The following is an 18,794-nucleotide window of genomic DNA, read 5'->3' on the forward strand; positions in this document are numbered from 1 at the left end:
TTTATATAACTATCCCATTTTAATTTATAGGTTTAAAAAATATAAATTTGGTAAATAACTATACTAATTTATTAACCTGAAAGGAGTTAAAAGACTAAAAGTGACACAGAAATACTGGGAAAGCACTCGAGAAGATATCTCGATATTAACAAGAAAAGTTATAAATGAATATTTATTGAGTTTAAAGTTGACTAATAAAGCAGAAGCCACTATTACAAAATATCGATGAATACTAGAGAGATTCTTTTCGGAGTGTTTAGTTTCTTTGGGAGAATTAACATCGGGGGATGTACTTACATGGTTGAATAAGTTTTCAGTTGGCAAGAATACGATAACATTAAATCTCTTTTTATCAACTCTTTCTTCATTTTTTCGATTTTGTCTAGAGGAAGAGTATTTAGAAAACATGGTAATGAAAACAAGGTGGAGACTTAAAATACCTCAAGGATTACCAAACTATTTAAATGAGCAAGAATATGCTCAGGTGAAATTGGCCGCAGAAAAATTGCCTCTTCGTGATCGAGCGTTAATTCTTTTTCTATTTTCTTCAGGATGTAGGAGGGCAGAAGTCGAGAAACTATGTATTGAAAATGTTAATTTGGATAGCAGAACAGCTGAAATACTAGGAAAGGGGAATAAATATAGACAAACACATTTTTCAGTGGAATGTGCCATTGTTTTAAAAGAGTATTTACTAACTAGAACATATGAAAAAAAAGATCCTTTATTTATGAATAAATTTGGAAATAAGCTTCAATCAAATGGGATCTACAATGTTGTTAGAAAGTTAGGGAAAATGGCCGGACTTTAAAATGCGAATTAGAATTAATCCTAAAATTAATTTTCTATCATTTTGAAAAGTATAGCATGGCGAAAATAGAAAAAACCCCTATCAGTCCATGTAAGAACTAATAGAGGCACTGACTAAGAAGTGAGTCGATACTACAACCCGAATACCGATTAAGCTAAATCATCATCGGTTTCCTGAAAAAATTCTATGAAGTTCAAAAATAAAAGAGCGTAAGGAACTGCACCACTTTCAGCGAGGAACTAAGTAAAGAATAGTGACTTTAAAGGTACAGGGTATTTTAAAGGGGGCAATATCATACCCCTAAAATATGTGTCCAACAGCATTGTTCAAGTATTTTTACTTGTATTAAAGAAACTCCTGAAAATCAAATCATAAGCCATTAAAGTTCATTCATTTTAGAATTTTGATTTATGTTTATTTTCATGGATATCATTTCACATGATTTTTATTGATGATTTCCTGTACTGTAGTTTTAATATTGCGATCATATGTTATATCTTTAAAAGAACCAGTATATGTCTTTTTATGAGATCCGGTTTTTATATCGAATAGTTCGATAGTATATTCACCAGAAGCCTTACCATTAACAATAGTTCCATCTAAATCCATATAGCCATCATGCGGAGTAGCAAATCCTGTACCACCGTTTGATACTCGAACGGTATGCTGAGAATAGAATTCTCTATTATTATCTAGGTATGAAGTAAAGATAAAATCACTTACAAGTTCACGTGAGGAATTAAATGGATCTTCCTGATCATAACGGTCTTCTGAAATAAGTTCTAAATCTTTAGTTTGTAGATTTACAAAATAGTATCTATCAGCACCTACATAAGTAGTAATATAAACTGTTTTCGTTTTATTATTCCAGTCAACCTTCGCACCAAGTGCTTCACTAATAAAACGAAGAGGGACAAGAGTTCTACCATTAATAATCTGTGGAGCAACGTCTAAAGCAATCTTTTGTCCATTAACAGTTGCAGTTTTGCTACCAACTACTAAAGTAATTTTTTTTGTACCTCGATTAGCTGTAATCGTCTTTGTTTTTGCAGTCCATTGAACTGTTGATTCTAATTCCTCGAAAATTGTTCGCATTGGTACTAAAGTTCGTCCATTAACAGATACTGCACCTTGGTCAAATTGTATAACCTCACCATCAATTTCTACTTTAATAGCAGATGCAGCTTCTGTAGAAGGTGCGAATGCGAAACTAATAACTAATAAAATAAGTGCTAGAGTAAGTCTAGTTGTAAATTTTTTGATCACTTTAAATCTCCTTTAAGCATAATTAATTTGGGTAAATAATAGACTGATTGTCAGCTAATAACGCTGATTTAAACTGACTGACACTATCCCTTCTGTCTCTGTCGGGTGTGCGCTTGTTTTTACTTTTGTTTGCTGTTCGTTCACATAAAGGGGTCGATTAATTAAGGACTTTTGATAGTCACTTTTGAGGAGGCTTGAAGCCTAATTCTCCTGTTGGTTGTTGATCACTCTTATTTGTCTTTGACATGTGAGAGGTGGTGAGTTCTTTTGCAGTTCCTTACGCCTTGTAATTATTTCGTCCATTTCTTCAGTTATGTATCCAACCTTTCTCTAACGCTTATTGTATTTATTATATAAGTGTTCCTCAAGTATTATTATATTCCTACAATGGTTCTATTTAGATGGCGCCATTTACCTATACAATATTTTAAGAAGCACTACCACCCGTAATCGTTTGTTCTTTGCACATTATTCTGGTATTAATATCGAGGAAAAAAAGGGTTCGTCTATGACTTCTTTTTACTTTCAAGCACTACATGCAATTCAACTGAACGATAGGAATGATATTTATTAAAACGTATGCTTTATAAATGAGTTGATTGGATTGAAGACGGGACCACTCCTCGGGAATCAGCGTCACAGATAAGACCCTGCAACGAACTAAAACTGCTCATCGGACGCCCCAAAGAAATCGCTCAGTCGGAACGGAAATTCAACCAGACGTTATGGTGATGAGCCCATGAAGCTTTTGCATGAATTGGGTTTAGGCTCCATTACCTAATTCTACTTTTTTCGATAAGAATGCCACATTTTGGGCATTTTTCATGTTAAGATGGTAAATAGTGATTGGAAAATTTACGTTGAAAAAGGAGATAGGAATGTTAAACAAATTAAAAGCTTTATGTATTGTTGCAACTGTTGTTTTTGCTTTTATATTGTCTGGACAAACTTCTGCGTCAGCTGCTACTGACAAAGGAATTCAGATACGAAATAATGTTACGATTAATATCGATGGAGAAACGATTCAAATCAATGATCCAATTTTAAATAAATCGGATTTTCTTCTTTTGCCAATGAGAGCTTTGTATGAGGCAATTGGTGCGAATGTTGACTGGAACAATGAAACACAAACTGCCACAGCTAATCGCAATGGCAAGGTTATTAATTTAACAATTGATTCTATGACAGCTTTAGTAGATGGATATGAAGTTTCAGTGGATGTTGCACCACTTATCTATAAGGAAAGAACATACATGCCATTGCGCTTTGTTACTGAAAACTTAGATGGAAATGTCAATTGGGACCCTAGTACACAAACTGTTAATATTTTATTAGATGATCCTGCAGAGATCCCTCAAGAAGATCCATATATCTTACATGTAAATAATAAGCGTATTGTGATGTCAGAACCAATTGTGACGAAACAATCTAGATCTTATATTCCTGCTGATTATTTGACTGATTATTTAGATAATTCCGCAGGTAATTGGCTGCCAGATAAATCATTTGAATTACAAATTGCTGGCATGAGCTTTGTTTTCAAGGACGGTAGTAATAACGTCTTGATCAACAATGAATCTGTAACAATAGAAGAACAGTCGTTTATTCAAAAAGGGAAAATGTACATTCCTATTACTTTTGTTGTCAATACATTAGGAGGAAACCTACGTTATATTAGCGAAAAAAGAGAAATGTATATTTATGTTTATCGCGCTATGTATACAAGTGACTTCCTAGAAAAATCTTTTGGATCTACATCTTATCCTCAACCTGTTCCTTCTGCTCGTTTAGAAGGAGACCGTGATTTGATGGTCAGTGATAATCCAGAAAATTTAACGCACGATCTACTACCTAAATCAAATGCTACGCTTGCACAATATCATGTAACACCTACTTCAGCTACAAATAAGCATCGAATATTTGGCTGGCACTTAAATAAGCTAGGAGAAGCAGTAAATATTGGTATTACGATCGAGAATACTTCAAGCTCTGAAAGTATTAAGGTCAGCAGTGCTAAAGGTATTACTCAAATGTCTGGGAATAATTGGGTGGGCCATGATATTGGTTTATCGATTGCAGATGCAACGTTAAATGGAAAGCTTAAAAAATCTGACAGTACAGGTGTTGTTATCGCACCAGGAGAAACAAAGGTGATCGAAACGTTCGAGATGTTCCCTGATTATGTCGTTGGATTTTTACATGATATAGACATCCAAGCAGTTAATGGTGGAAGTCCAGATTATATGATTCGAACAGTATTAACGAAGACTAATAGTGATTTAACAAAGATCAAAACGGACGCTGTGGCAATTGATGAATATGCGAAGCATCCACGAGGTGCTTGGCCGAGTGCTACTATTCTAGCAGATTTTCCAGCCTATACAGTAGATACACCAGAGGTTGGTTATAACATTTCAAATGGACGAACAGATCATTTGCAAACGACAGAAAATTCACTGTCACAAATCAATGGTGCACTAGGGAATCCTGGCCACTTCGGTATGAATTATAAGGTATCGATCCCACTTATCAATGATACTGGAAAGTCAAAAACGATCAAGGTTAAGTTAACTGGTCGAGGTGGCTTATACAGTGGTGCAGTGAAATTCAATGGCAAAGTGTCCTTAGTGCCTTCGTTGCGATCAAGCTCAGAGTATGTTGAATTTGAATATAAGATGAAGGGTTCATCAGAAAAGATTGAGCTAGAATTAATGCATGCAGGTGGAGTAAATCTTCCAGTAGCTATTTATGTAGAAACAAAATAAATGAAGTCCCTGGCACGAATGTGTTTCACAACATGTTTCGTGCCATTCTTTTAACTTCTTTCAGCAAATGTCTTGTGTAACGAAAGTGAAACGGCAGTTACAAGTATTTTATTTAGCGAAAGTGAAGTGTCAGGTTCTAAGATTAGTTCCGAGGTAGCCTGATTGTTAATTCTATGTTTCCTTCTCAATATATGGTGAAAACTATAAAAAAAGAATTACTAGACATATTCAAGAGAATAAAGGAGAAGTTCATAGGGTCTTGGAAAATCCTAAGATTTCCGTGCATCTTTTGCAGGAATAGGATTTAGGTGCCAGTACCTAAATCGACTTTTTTCGATAATGATACCACGTTTTGGACTTTTTTCATGTTAATATGGTCTGTAGATTAATTATGGAAAAAGGAGTTTAAAATGTTTAGTAAATTTAAGACCTCATGTATGATTACCGCAGTTGCTTTGGCCACAATATTGCCTGGGCAAGCCTCTGCATCAGCTGCTAGTAACAATGGGATTCACATCAAAAATAATGTTTCTATTAATATCAATGGTGAAACTCTCAAAGTGTCGGATCCGATTTTAAATAAATCTGATTATCTTTTTTTACCTATGAGAGCTTTGTATGAGGCTGTTGGTGCCAGTGTGGATTGGAAGAAAGAAACACTTACTGCGTCAGCTATTCGAAATGGCAAGTTGGTTGATTTAACAATAGGTTCAAATACAGCCTTAGTGGATGGACAAAAAGTGCCAATGGTTGTTGCACCATTTATGTATAAGGACCGCACTTACATGCCATTGCGTTTCGTCAGTGAAAACTTTGGTGGTATCGTGAACTGGAATCCTGCTACACAAACTGTTGATATTTCATTAACAGATGAGATACCAGGAAAACCTCAAGGGGACCCATATATTTTACATATTAATAATGACCGCATTGTGATGGAGGATCCAATTATCGTCAAGCAATCGAGATCTTATATTCCGGCTAATTATATATATGATAACTTAGAAGATTCTTCTGGCACGTTGTTACCTGATAACTCGTTTGAATTGCAAATTGCGGGAATGAGCTTTGTTTTCAAAGAAAATAGTAACCAAGTTCTAATAAACGATGAAGTTGTGACAATGGAAGCAAAACCATTTATGCAAAATGGGAAGATGTATGTTCCTGTTAGTTTTATTGTCAACGCATTAGGTGGGAATTTACGTTATATTGAAGATAAAAGAGAATTGTATCTTTATGTCTATCAATATATGTATACAAGCTCCTTCCTTGAAAAATCTTATGGTTCTACACCAACGCCTACGAATGTTCCTTCTGCTCGTTTAGAAGGAGATCGTGATTTGCTTATTAGTGATAATCCAGAAACATTAACGAACAAGCTGATTCCTAAATCTAATGCTACGCTTGCCCAATATCAAGTGAAAGCAACATCAGCTACAAATAAACATCGAGTATTTGGCTGGCATTACAATACGTTAGGGACAGATGTACGAATGGGTATTACAGTTCAAAATACTTCTAGTACTGAAAGCATCGAAGTAATCGACTCTAAAGGGACTAGCCAACAAACAGGAAATAGCTGGGTTGGCCATGATATTGGTTTAACAATCGCTGATGCAACATTAAATGATAAGCTGAAAAAATCTAGTAGTAAAGGGATTGTTATAGCACCAGGAGAAACAAAGGTGATCGAATCATATGATTTGCTCAATAGTTATATCATTGGATATTTGCATGATTTAGATATTCGAGCTATCAATGGTGGGACTCCGGAGTATACGATTCGCACAGTATTAACAAAGGATAAAAGTAATTTAACAAGCATTTTATCAGAACCTGTTCCGATTGATGTATCTGCAAAGCATCCAAGAGGTGCCTGGACGAGCTCTACTATTCTTGCAGATATTCCTGCTTATACAGTAGGTTCACCAAGGGTTGGCTATAGCATTTCAAATGATAGAACAGACAATTTGCTAACAGCAGAAAACTCACTTTCAAAAATCAATGGAGCAATCGGGAATCCTGGTCACTTCGGAATGAACTATAAAGTGTCGATTCCGCTTGTTAATCAAACTGGAACGACAAAAACGATCAAGCTTAAATTAGCTGGTCGAGGTGGCATATACAGTGGTGCAGTAAAGGTCAATGGCAAAGTGTATCTAGTACCTACATTGAGAGTTGGTACAGAATATGTTGAATTACCGGATTACATTATGCAGGGTTCATCAGAAAAGCTTGAATTAGAATTCATGCATGCAGGTGGAGTAAATCTTCCAGTAGCTATTTATGTAGAAACAAAATAAATGAAGTCCCTGGCACGAATGTGGTTCACAATAAGACTTCGTGCCATACTTTTTGATTCGGAGTGAAAAAAATTGGTAAGAAAACTAGTAACGATTGTTGTAGTATTTTTCGTTTTAATGCTATCTGTAAATCCAAGTTATGCAAATGCAGCAGTTTTTGATAATAAAATAAAAGAAGAAAAGAAAGAAGTTTCGCCACAAGTAACTCATATACAGCAAACCTATAGTTCTAATAATATTCGTGAGTTTGTAAATGTTTTAGATGTTAATTTAAATAATACATATACAAAACTTGAAGTAGGTGTACCAAAACCAATTAACTCACTTCAAACAACGACGAATATGGCAAAGCAAAACACATATGATGGACATCGTGTTGTTGGAGCTGTCAATGCTTCATACTTCTTAGGAAATGGCATGCCTGCCAACTTGTTAGCGGAAAAGAATGAAATCATTAACTATGGTATTTTGGGAGATACATTTGATAGTCCAACACAAAAGCCTGTTGCTTTTGGTCTATCAAAAACAGGGAAGGCGATAGCAGACTATTATTCTACTAATCTATCCTTTCAAGTAAATGGTAAAAGTTATCCGATTGATCTTATTAATAGTGAAAGAACGACTAATAAAACAGTATTATACACACCTGATAAAAAAACAACAGGGTCAAATAATTGGGGTGTAGAAATAGTTGTCTCAAATGCTAGTCAAGATATGAAAGTATTACATTTCGGAGATAGCCTCTCAGGGACGGTTTCAAAAGTAACGGCGTACGGTGCAGAAGGGAATTCAACTGTACCTTCAGATGGCTTTGTTATTTCAGTGCAAAATAAAGAGCTGGCAACTGAACTTAGCCAAATTGCTGCAGGTACAAACATTGACGTGAATCTAGCTATTGATGAAAAATGGATGGATGCTCAATTTATTTTAGCTGCAGGACCTATGTTAGTGAATAATGGTAAGATAGACATTTCTATGCCAACGAGTTCTTCATTTGCATCAGCTCGCAGTCCTCGTACTGCGGTGGCAGTAGATGCAACTGGTACAAAAGTGTTTGTTGTTACAGTAGATGGTAGATTAACTGGTCATAGTAATGGCGTTAATTTAACAGAGTTAGCTTCATATTTAATCTCAATGGGTGCTACTTCGGCCATCAACCTTGATGGAGGTGGCTCTACAGCGATGGTTGTTCGAAATCCAGGCGGCAATTTTGCGAACCTTGTGAACGTCCCTTCAGATGGTGGTGAACGTCGTGTATCAGCCATTTTACAGGTTGTCAATACAGCGCCACTAGGGAAAGCAAAATCCATTACGTTAAACAATGTGAACCAAGTCATGAAAGGTTCATCCGTTGACATGAAAGTGGTTAGTGCCTACGACCAATACCTAAATCCTATCACAATCAACCCATCTAACATGAAATGGTCGGTTGAAGGCAATATCGGTAAGATGGACGGTGCAACCTTTACAGCTACACAAAAGGGCGAAGGCAAAATTATCGGTGAGTATGACGGTGTGCGAACATCAACAACTGTGAAAGTTGTTGATTTATCACAAGAAAAACCTATTTTACTAGATAGTTTTGATAATGCTTCATCATGGACGGTGGAAACTGTAAAAGCAAATGCTTCCATCACAGATGCTAAAGACTATGCTAGACAGGGAACTGCTAGCTTAAAGCTAAATTATGATTTTACAACATCAGGAACAGATACGAAAGCAGCCTATATGGTAGCTAAAACACCGATTTCTATTACAGGAAAGCCAAATAACATAGGCGTTTGGGTGTTCGGAGATGCTGGAAAGCAGTGGCTTCGAGGGGTGCTTGTAGATGGTTCAGGAGCAAAGCACACAATTGATTTCACTAGCCAAGGCGGTATGGACTGGAATGGTTGGAAGTATGTCACAGCGAAGATCCCAAATGATGTTACACTACCATTGAAATTCGAACGATTATACGTTGCACAGCCTTCAGCTTCTCTTCAAAAGAAAGGACAGCTATATTTCGATCAATTACAGGCTGTGTATCAAGACAACCATGAGGAATTAGTCTATACAGATGTAACGAAAGGTCACTGGGCTTTTTCAGATATCCAAAGTTTGAATAATAAATCCCTTATTAAAGGATACTCGAATGGAACATTTAAACCAGAAGCATCCATTACACGTGCAGAGGCAGCTACTATTATTGCAAGGGCTCTCAATTTAACAACAACGAAGGCACCAAGCTTTAAAGATGTCAGCAAGGATCATTACGCTTACAATGCCATTGCTGCAGTAGAGCAAGCCGGGATTATTAAAGGGCAAGAAGCAGGGAAGTTCAATCCGAACGGACAGCTTACACGTGCTGAAATGTCAGCGATTTTAACAAGAGCTTATAAATTAACAGGCACAAGTAAAGTAAACTTTACAGATATTAAATCGACGCATTGGGCGTATAGCGATATCCAAGCGCTTGTAGCAAATAACTTAACAAGCGGCTTCCCAGATAATACATTCAGACCAGACACACAAATTACGCGTGCACAATTCTCAAGCTTCTTAAATAGATGCTTAGAATTAAAATAATAAAAGCACTTCAAACAAAGCCCTGTAGGATTGAACTACAGGGTTTTGTCATGTTGTTAAAAAATAGAATGGCCAGGCGCAGAGCTGCTTTCTTCGCTAACGTTGCTGCTGCCGCTTCGCTTCTGCACATAAAACACTCATTGCATCTGCGTTAATTTAGCAGATGCAAGAAGGTACACGCACAGTTTTGTGTGTGTATCTTTTTTTGCACTTTGGCAGGTGGATGTCGATAAATATTAAAAGTTGGGTGATAAAACGTAAAAGTGTTCCGATAATACACAAAAGATGGATAACACTTCGTTTAAAACGTATGTCATGTGGATTAGTTGATTGGAGTGAAGACTGAGCGACATAATAAAGTAAGAGGATTCACGCACAATTTTGTGTGTGAATCTTTTTTTGCTCTTTGGCAGGTGGATGTCGATAAAAATTAAGAGTTGGGTGATAAAACGTAAAAGTTAGTCGATAAAATTCAAAAGTTGAGTGATAAAACGTAAAAGTTAGTCGATAAAATTCAAAAGTTGAGTGATAAAACGTGAAAGTTAGTCGATAAAACGTAAAAGTGTTCCGATAAAACACAAAAGTTGGATAACACTTTGTTAAAACGTGCTGTCGCTTTGTTAGCACTACGCTTTCGCGCAAAAAACATCTATTGCCCAAGCGGCTCATCGGAAGCACCCAGTCGTTACGGAAATCAACCCTCCTTTTGCCGAAAAGTCATATTAGGTTTTGTTATTATGGAGAGTAACTAAATATTTATTTACAATCACGAATGAAAAAATCCGCCTAGATTTCTGTGAGAAGAGCAAACCGTTGCTGCTCTTTTATTGCTCACAGAAATTGAAGCGGATTTTTATTATATGTCGTATGCTAACTAGCAACACTTAGTTAGAAAATAATATATTTAATATAGTGTTTCCAATCTAAGTCCTTGAAATGTTTCCATTGAATTTTCTCGACTGGCATTGTACGGAAGGTATAGGCTGAAAGATTACGTTTTTCATAGGATAGCATAGGTGTTCCTTCATCTAAACTGTCAGTAAAAATAGCTGACTGTGCAGTTTTAAAGTCAACATGAATATCCTTTTGCTCAATTTTGCCGTCCTGTCCAATAATGTATATTTTTTTACCTTTCTTTTTAGTAGCTTGCACCCACGATTTATCTATTTTATAAGAATCAGATGCTTCGTTGACAATAATGGAGGCTTTGCCAGTAGTCGAAAATGGAATATCCTCCATTGCATCATCTTGTTGCAACACTACTTCATAATTCGTTGGTTGAGGTAAGGCTGTTGTTTTTGCAAGTTCGTTACCCCAAATAGAAGAATCATTTGCAGCTATCATTTGTTTTTCTAGTACTGTACCGGATAAGGAATCCTTCAAATGTTTTACTTTAAAGTCAACGGTTTGTCCTTCTGACACTTTTTGCCATTCATCTTCTGATAAATATGCAAGCATCGTTTTTTCAGTAGAATAGATTTCAAATGTGACTGTTCCAGCTTCCTCTTTAATGGCTGCAATAACACCGTCCACTGGGCTAACCACACCTTGGCGAGACTGTATTTGTTCAATTTGTGCATCCATTAGCGCAATTTGACGATTTGTTTCGGCAATATGTTGATTCAAAATGGCTACTGCTGCCGATGGTGAACTTTGCTGTCCTAGCTCCAATTTTAGTGTGACAGATAATGTGCCGTTTATTTGGTCCGTATTGACTGAACTTTTCGGATCAGATGTGTCACTATAATCACTCTCGATTTGAGAGAGCGCATCTTCTAACTCACTTAGTTCATTTTCATAGGCTGTACGTTCTGCCTCAAGCTTTGTTAACTCACTATCAACTTCTTCTGTTTTATAGGTAGCCAGTAAATCAGAAGGTGTTACATTTTGGCCACGCTTAACATTCACCGCTGATAAGCTTGTCGCATCGGCTGTGATCGTGTATGTTTCAGCTGGTGCTACAATCGTTTCTTTATTAACACGTTCTGTATTTGTACCTTTATAGGCTCTTTGAAATTCATTGATAAAGTAGGATCGTGTAATTTTGCTGTCGTCTTTAAAGACAAAATAAGCATTTACGCTGACTAATAGCATTGTCAACACGATGGCCAAGCTTGTCCAAGGTTTTGATTTGAAAAATGCCATTATCCTAACCCCCTAGTAATCCATTCTTTAATTGGTAAAACACTAATCATACCGACAAATAGGGCCATAAATAATTGTATACCAATAATTTTTACTAATAATATTTTTCTACTCGCCTCTTCTTCCCATTTAGAAAGGAATGTGAACTGTACAATAATTGTTAGCATAGTTGCCACTGTCAACTGATTGAGCGTGAATAAGACGTAATCTGTACTCATCACCTGCACTGCAAGGGGCGCTAAAGAAAAGAATGAAAAGAGTGTTGTATAGCCAGTTACATAGAAAACAGCAAATAATATTGTTTTTTCGATTAATAAAAATGTGACAACATATAATTGGACTTTTTTAATCCATGTATATGGAATGTCCGTTAAAAGGTGTAAAAGGTAGGTAACACCATAATAATGGAAGCAAAAATAGACAATAGCCCACAAAATGGCACCAAGCATCGAAAGTAAACGAGCCACGTAGTATTCATTATGTAAATCCATTGCGAACAATGTCGTTAAAGTTTCAGTACCCATCCCCCAAAACTCACGTGCAATGAATAACAGAATGAATAAGATGAAAACCGTCAACGAACGTTTTTTGTATCCAATAATCTCGCCTTCTTCTACAATTTTAGTAAAATAGGTTGGATTTTTTAAGCTATGCCAAAATTTATAATGGTAAAACATATACAGCTCCCTTTCTCCCGAAATAGTATATATCAAAATTGTAGTATACACCTTGTTAAACGATATTGACATATGAAAATAGCTGTTTTTTTCCTATAATTCCGTGAAAAAAACACTATATGAAACTACATGTCGAATGAGGAAAAACATCATATAAAACTATTGTATAGTATAATTGAAAAAACTTCCTGTATTTCTAGCTGTTATTATGAAAAATTACTTTTGATGCGTTTAATATTGTAAAAAATGGCTTGAAATCACATGAATTACACCGATACTAAAGTAATGAATTGAAATGAAAATGAACACAATCATTTTCCTATACATAAAAAATGAAAGGGTGGTTCGATTGAATCGAAAATTGACGGCGGGAGTCATAACGAGTCTATTACTAGCACCTACGGCTATAGCGAATGCGCAGGAAAGTGATGCACAGACTCGTGTATCACAAACAGAGCAAGTTACCAACTTTAACGGGGTAGCTGCCTCAACGACAAAAGAACAAATGATAGCACAATTTGCGAAGCTTTCTGAGAATTCGACAGCGGATGAAATGGTTATTGCAAAAGGTGATGTAGCAAACCTAAGTACGACAGATTTTAATAGTGAGGAAATTGCATTTATTCAAGCGAAGTATGACTATGTTGTCGCACAACGTCAACTTCTAAGCAAAGTAAAGGAAATCGGGACGAGCATCAATGGGTTATCTTATACAAGTAAGACATTTATAAATGATGTTGCAACTGTAGAAGGTGCATATGTTAAATTTTTAGGCAGTGAATCAGAAACTAATTCATACTTAGATGTCCAAAAAAAATTCGCAACAGCTGTCAACTCAGCATTGTCAAATGGAGCTAAAGGTATTGCTTCGACTATTCGTGGTACATCTTTACAATATGACTATGATGAGGCTGCACGCAATGCCTACTTTAAAACAAAGGGAGCAGATATTGCGAAGCTGTTTAAATTAAAGGAAGATGCAGCTGCGGTATTACCAGCCACTAAAGAACTAGAGGATTTCGTAGCCAAATTAAAGCAAAATCCAAATGACTTTGCAGCCATTTCAGCTGCGTTGGAAAAAGTTACGACAGCTTATAATGCACTAACAGCGGATCAAAAGAAAGTGGTCGTAGCCCATAATCCAAATAACGATTCTGTAACACCTTATAAAAAGTATACGGATGCCTTATCAAATTTATCTTCGGCTAATAAAGCAGTACAAAGCGTGGAAAAATTAATCGATGGCTTAGATCCTAAATCTTCTACTTTTGAAAGCAAAACAATTGCTGCCCAGGCTGCCTTTGACAAGCTTGGTGAGGGTGAAAAGGCATTAGTGCAAAAAAGCGATAAATTAAAGTTATTTTTCCAATATGCTGATTTATCGAAGCAAGTAAATGCACTAAATACATCGATGAAGGATTACAAAGCACAAATAGGGGCATTACAAACTAAAGTGGCTGCGTTAAATGCTGGGACTAGTAGCGATGCAGCAGCGTTGGATGAAATTAAAAACAAGCTGGAGACGAAATTGTCGCAACTTGCAAATGAAGAAGAGGTAGTAGCAAAAGTTATCAGTGAAATTGATAATTTAAAAACCTCTAATAATCTAGTAGTTGATATGCTTAAAGCACGCTCAGCCTATAACGCACTTCCAGCAGCAGCTAAAAGCCGTGTGACCAACATTAAAATCCTAACAGATTTAGAGAAATCACATAAGGCTGTTGTCAATGTTATTGATCTTTTTGAAAAATTAGATCCAGCATCTAAAAGTTATATTTCAAAAGCGAAATCTGCTTATACAGCTTACGCAAAACTGGACGAGACAAAACGAGGGTATGTCAGAAATTATAATAATTTAAATGATGTGATTACTGTAACAGAAGTGATTGTTCAAATAAATGCCCTAAATCCATCTCAAAAGACGTATAAAGACAATGTGGCGAAAGTAAATGACGCGTTTAATAAATTAGCTGAAGAACAAAAATTGAAGGTAGTAAACAGTGGTGAATTAACAAAAGCACAGGGCTATATCGATACAGCCAAGGCATTTGATGATCGTGTCTTAGCATTAGCGAATGAACACCCAGATACTTTTGTGGCGAAAGTAGTTGCATTATCTGCAGAGTACAAAACAATGGATAAAAATGCGAAGAAACTAGTGGAGCAGGCAAAAACCTTAACCAATTACGAAAAAAATAATAAAGCTGTTATCAAGGTTATTCAAATGATCGATGCCTTAAATCCAACAAGTAAGGATTATACAAAAAAAGTACTCGCTGCGCGTAAGGCATATAATGCTTTGGATGAAGTATCGCAAAAACGTGTGACGAACTATGCGAATCTAACTGCGGTTGAAGATGTGGCTTCATTGATTGGCCTAATTTCATCATTAAAGCCATCAAGCAAGACATTCTTCCAAGATATGAAAACAGCACGTGAGATGTATGATGCACTACCTCAAGAGAAGCAACAAGTGATCATTAATTACGATGCACTAGTAGCAGCAGAAAATGAGCAAGGAGTAGCACATAAGGTTGTTGAGCTTATTGATTCTACTAAAGAGCAGGGTGCAGACTATTTAACGAAGCTTATGAATGCGCGTGTTGCGTATGATGGGCTAACTTCTAATCAAAAGAAATTAGTGACAAATATTAAAGATTTGACAGAACGTGAAAAAGCGGTAAAACCTGTTTTAAATGTGATGGTGCAAATTAATAATTTGGATCCGTCCTCAAATAATTTTGTCAGCAAGGTCAATTCTGCGCGTAAGGCGTATGATAATTTAAGTAAAGATCAGAAAAAATATATCAATAATATTGATATTCTACAAACCTATGAGCCCGTTTCAATGGTTATTGAATTAATTAGTAAACTGAAATCTTCAAGTAGTACATACCTTGAGGATACAATTCGTGCACGTTCGCTTTATGATGCGCTAGCGCCAGATATGAAGCAATATGTTACAAACTATTACTTATTACAAGCAGCAGAAACAAGCATTTTAGGTGCGGGTAATGTTATGCAGATGATTAATGATTTACCGTCTGTAGATCCGAAGCAGTATGTAAAACGTATTCAGGAAATTCGTGCGGCTTATAACGCTTTACCAAAGGATCAACAAAGAGCCGTACAAAATTACAAAGTGTTACAAGATCAAGAGAAGCTTTTGAAGCCTGTCATTAGTGTTGTAGAGGATATTGATAGACTACTTACTGCCAAAGACATGAATAGTCAATATCAAAAGATCTTAAAAGCCTATGATAAGCTAAATGCCGAACAAAGACGATACGTTTATAATGACGACCTATTATTATCATTAGATAACGTAATAAAAGTATATAAGAACATTGCTAGTTTAAATCCAAATGACAAGTTTTACTTTGGTATGGTTGAAGCAGTACGAAAAGAGTACGATAGCTTAAATACGACAGATAAGCAAAGGATTACTAATTATTCGATCTTGTTAGAAGCGGAGAAAAGTATGGCCGATGTAAAGAAAGTCGTTGAACTAATTGCTGGCCTCTCACCAACTTCTTCAACGTATTTAGAGGATGTAGCGAATGCAGTCGCAGCCTATAAAGCTTTAGATTCAAAATTAAGAGGACAAGTCATCAATGACGATGTATTAAAGAAAGCTGAAAAGGATGTAGAGGCTGTTCGAAAAGTAGTTGAAGCTATCGCTGTTATTGATCCAGACAACTCGACATTTGAGAAAAAGGTGTTAGCCGCTCAAAAACTATATAACTCACTTACGCTGGAGCAACAGGATTTAGTATATAACTATCGCATTCTTGAAGAATATTTAAAAATGATTCAATAGTATTAGTAAGAAGGAGTTTTCCCAATGCATATTTTGGGAAAACTCCTTCTATACTATATAAAACAAATTTATAAAGTTATAGCCTATGAAATTCCAAAAAAAGTGAAACTTTATCAATGAAGAAATCGTATGTAATAGGGAGTATTATTACAATGTTTGAGGGTCATTTAAACAATATTAATATAGGAGGTAGCCATGTTTAAAAGGATTATAAGTATATTGGTACTTTCAATTGTTTTACAAGCTACAACTATTGGAAATTTATCTGGGATTAGTAAGGCAGACGCGGCATCCTCTAAAGCTGTTGATGTGTCTAGTTCATACTGGGCAAGTTCGTCGATTCAACATATGCTATCGAAGCAATATATGACTACATATACAGACAATACATTTAAGCCGGAGCAAGCTATTACAAGGGCAGAGGCTGCATCTGCAATTGCTCGGTCTATTCAAACAAACTCAGATACTTCGATTTCATTACACTTCAAAGATGTTTCTGCTTCACATCCATATTACAAGGAAATTCGGAAACTTGTAGAATTAGGCGTTATACAAAACAGTGATGCCTTTCATCCAAATGAGCCTTTAAAGCGTATGGAAGTTGCAAAAATGCTAGCACTAGCCTATCAGTTTAAAGTGGATGATAAGAATAAAAGTAAATTTGACGATGTTACTCGAACACACTGGGCAAAAGACTTTATCGAATCACTAACAGACATAGGAATTATTGGCGGAATAGACTCCAAGCATTTTGCACCCGATAAATTAGTGACACGGGCACAATTAGCAGTTTTTGTTGAACGCAGCATAAATTTTCAGCAAAAAATAAAGCAGCTTGAAGTAGCTTATGATTATTTATCAAAGGATTATATACCAACACTAAATCTTTCGACAGCTTGGTCAAAAGAGGTCATTCAGTTAATCAATGTGGAAAGGGAAAAGAATAACCTAGCGCCTGTTGTCTATGATTCGAAACTGACACAAATTGCAATTATAAAAGCGCAGGACATGGTTAAACGTAATTATTTTGAGCACGTTTCCCCTTATTATGGCGCTCCTTGGGATTTAGCGACATTATTTGATTATTCCTACACGAGCTTTGGGGAGAATATTGCAAGAAATATCAAATCGCCTGAAACAGTAGTAAAAGCTTGGATGCTTTCTCCAACTCATCGAGATAATATTATGAAAGAGCATTATACAAATACAGGTGTTGCGGTTTCACAGGATAGCAAAGGAAATTATTATTGGGTTCAAATGTTTTCGAGTCAATAATTGGTTATGTAACAAAGAGTTGCTAATATTACATTTGTGTTACGGATGTTAGAAATAACCAATAATTTTTACCATTTTTAACGCTGATGATGCCAAGAAACGTTGGTATATCAGCGTTTTTATTTATTCTGAAATCGTTACACAATTGAAAAATTAAAATACCGCCTTTTATGATAGTCTATTTATAGGCAAAAAAGTTTAGAGGGGGTATAACAAAAGTATGAATAAGAAATGGTTATTACCGATTTTTGCATCTTTCATGTTATTTTCAACAACTCATATAGACTCAGCTGAAGCAGCGACTAAATCTGAAGTCACTGAAACAGCTTCTAAATACTTAGGTACTCCATATAAATACGGTGGGACAACGACAAGCGGTTTTGATTGCTCTGGCTTTACTTCTAAAGTATTCGCAGATTTAGGCATCACATTAAACCGTACGTCAGGCGGTCAATACCAACAAGGAACAGCAGTTGCTAAAAGTGATCTTCAAGTTGGAGATTTACTATTTTTCAATACAAGTGGCAGTGGTATCTCACATGTATCTATATACATAGGTGACGGTAGAATGATCCACTCACAAACTAATCAAGGCGTTAGTTATTCGAATGTAGACGATCCATATTATTGGAGTTCTCGTTACGTAGGTGCTAAACGTGTGGCTACATTTGATGAGGAACAAAAAGCTGAAGTAAAGCAAGCAGCAATTGACTTTACAGTATATGCTTCACGTGCGGAAGTTGCTGGGCAAATTGCGAAAGCTTTAAATTTAGATACATCTGACAAAAATAGTGGTTTTATCGATGTAAAACCAACACATGAGCGTGCAGGTGCTATTGCAGCTGTTACGAAATTAGGTATTTTTGAAGGTGATGCTAATGGTAAATTCAATCCTTCTTCACCAATTACTCGTGCGCAAATTGCTAAAGTATTAGTTTTAGCTTTTGGACTTGAGAATGCTAGTCAAGAAGTAACATTTAGTGATGTACCAAAAGATAGCTGGGCTAATGAATATGTTTCCATTCTTGCATCTAACGGTGTTACAAACGGAGATGGCAATGGCCAGTTTGGTATGGATGAATTACTAAAAATCAAAGAACTAAAAGTGTTTATTGAAAGATTACAACAATAACTTTAGATAATTTTCATTGATTGCAAGAAAAG

The 18,794-nt window shown here is 36.0% G+C and carries 10 protein-coding genes; 7 read left to right on the plus strand and 3 right to left on the minus strand.

Annotated features, from left to right (window positions below; translation table 11 throughout):
• Positions 1-265 precede the first annotated feature (265 nt).
• Positions 266-811 (plus strand): tyrosine-type recombinase/integrase, encoded by a 546-nt coding sequence (locus tag ACZ11_RS18690; RefSeq protein WP_053093234.1) that lies wholly within the window; start codon positions 266-268, stop codon positions 809-811.
• Between the two features lie 429 nt (positions 812-1,240).
• Here the strand turns inward: ACZ11_RS18690 and ACZ11_RS18695 are convergent, their stop codons facing one another.
• Positions 1,241-2,077: a copper amine oxidase N-terminal domain-containing protein gene (locus ACZ11_RS18695; RefSeq protein WP_049668052.1), complete on the minus strand. Its 837-nt coding sequence runs from the start codon at positions 2,075-2,077 to the stop codon at positions 1,241-1,243.
• An 878-nt stretch (positions 2,078-2,955) separates the two neighbouring features.
• On the opposite strand from ACZ11_RS18695, the gene ACZ11_RS18700 reads away from it, so the two are divergent.
• The 3 genes from ACZ11_RS18700 to ACZ11_RS18710 all read left to right on the plus strand — a co-directional run bounded on the left by ACZ11_RS18700 (position 2,956) and on the right by ACZ11_RS18710 (position 9,713).
• A complete protein-coding gene (locus tag ACZ11_RS18700) occupies positions 2,956-4,842 on the plus strand; it encodes a stalk domain-containing protein (protein WP_049668053.1) in 1,887 nt (628 codons plus the stop codon).
• A gap of 410 nt (positions 4,843-5,252) precedes the next feature.
• Complete coding sequence (locus tag ACZ11_RS18705; protein ID WP_049668054.1) at positions 5,253-7,145, plus strand: stalk domain-containing protein; 1,893 nt, start codon at positions 5,253-5,255, stop codon at positions 7,143-7,145.
• Positions 7,146-7,217: 72 nt separating this feature from the next.
• Complete coding sequence (locus tag ACZ11_RS18710) at positions 7,218-9,713, plus strand: S-layer homology domain-containing protein (protein ID WP_049668055.1); 2,496 nt, start codon at positions 7,218-7,220, stop codon at positions 9,711-9,713.
• 888 nt (positions 9,714-10,601) lie between these two features.
• On the opposite strand, the gene ACZ11_RS18715 is transcribed toward ACZ11_RS18710, so the two are convergent.
• Positions 10,602-11,858 (minus strand): HlyD family secretion protein, encoded by a 1,257-nt coding sequence (locus ACZ11_RS18715; RefSeq protein ID WP_049668056.1) that lies wholly within the window; start codon positions 11,856-11,858, stop codon positions 10,602-10,604.
• On the minus strand, positions 11,858-12,535 hold the full coding sequence (locus tag ACZ11_RS18720; protein WP_049668057.1) for a hypothetical protein: 678 nt from the start codon (positions 12,533-12,535) through the stop codon (positions 11,858-11,860). Before ACZ11_RS18720 ends, ACZ11_RS18715 begins: the two co-directional genes overlap by 1 nt.
• A 349-nt stretch (positions 12,536-12,884) precedes the next feature.
• Between ACZ11_RS18720 and ACZ11_RS18725 the strand changes: the two genes are divergently transcribed.
• The 3 genes from ACZ11_RS18725 (at position 12,885) to ACZ11_RS18735 (ending at position 18,762) form a co-directional block, all read left to right on the plus strand.
• Positions 12,885-16,355, plus strand: coding sequence for a hypothetical protein (locus ACZ11_RS18725; RefSeq protein ID WP_049668058.1), 3,471 nt, complete (start codon positions 12,885-12,887; stop codon positions 16,353-16,355).
• Positions 16,356-16,550: 195 nt separating this feature from the next.
• Positions 16,551-17,630: a CAP and S-layer homology domain-containing protein gene (locus ACZ11_RS18730; RefSeq protein WP_053093235.1), complete on the plus strand. Its 1,080-nt coding sequence runs from the start codon at positions 16,551-16,553 to the stop codon at positions 17,628-17,630.
• 220 nt (positions 17,631-17,850) lie between these two features.
• The gene (locus ACZ11_RS18735) at positions 17,851-18,762 is read left to right on the plus strand and encodes a C40 family peptidase (RefSeq protein WP_049668059.1); all 912 of its coding nucleotides are present in this window, start codon (positions 17,851-17,853) and stop codon (positions 18,760-18,762) included.
• Positions 18,763-18,794 lie beyond the last annotated feature (32 nt).

It is taken from the genome of Lysinibacillus xylanilyticus, from assembly GCF_001183605.1.
Classification (GTDB): Bacteria; Bacillota; Bacilli; order Bacillales_A; family Planococcaceae; genus Lysinibacillus; species Lysinibacillus xylanilyticus.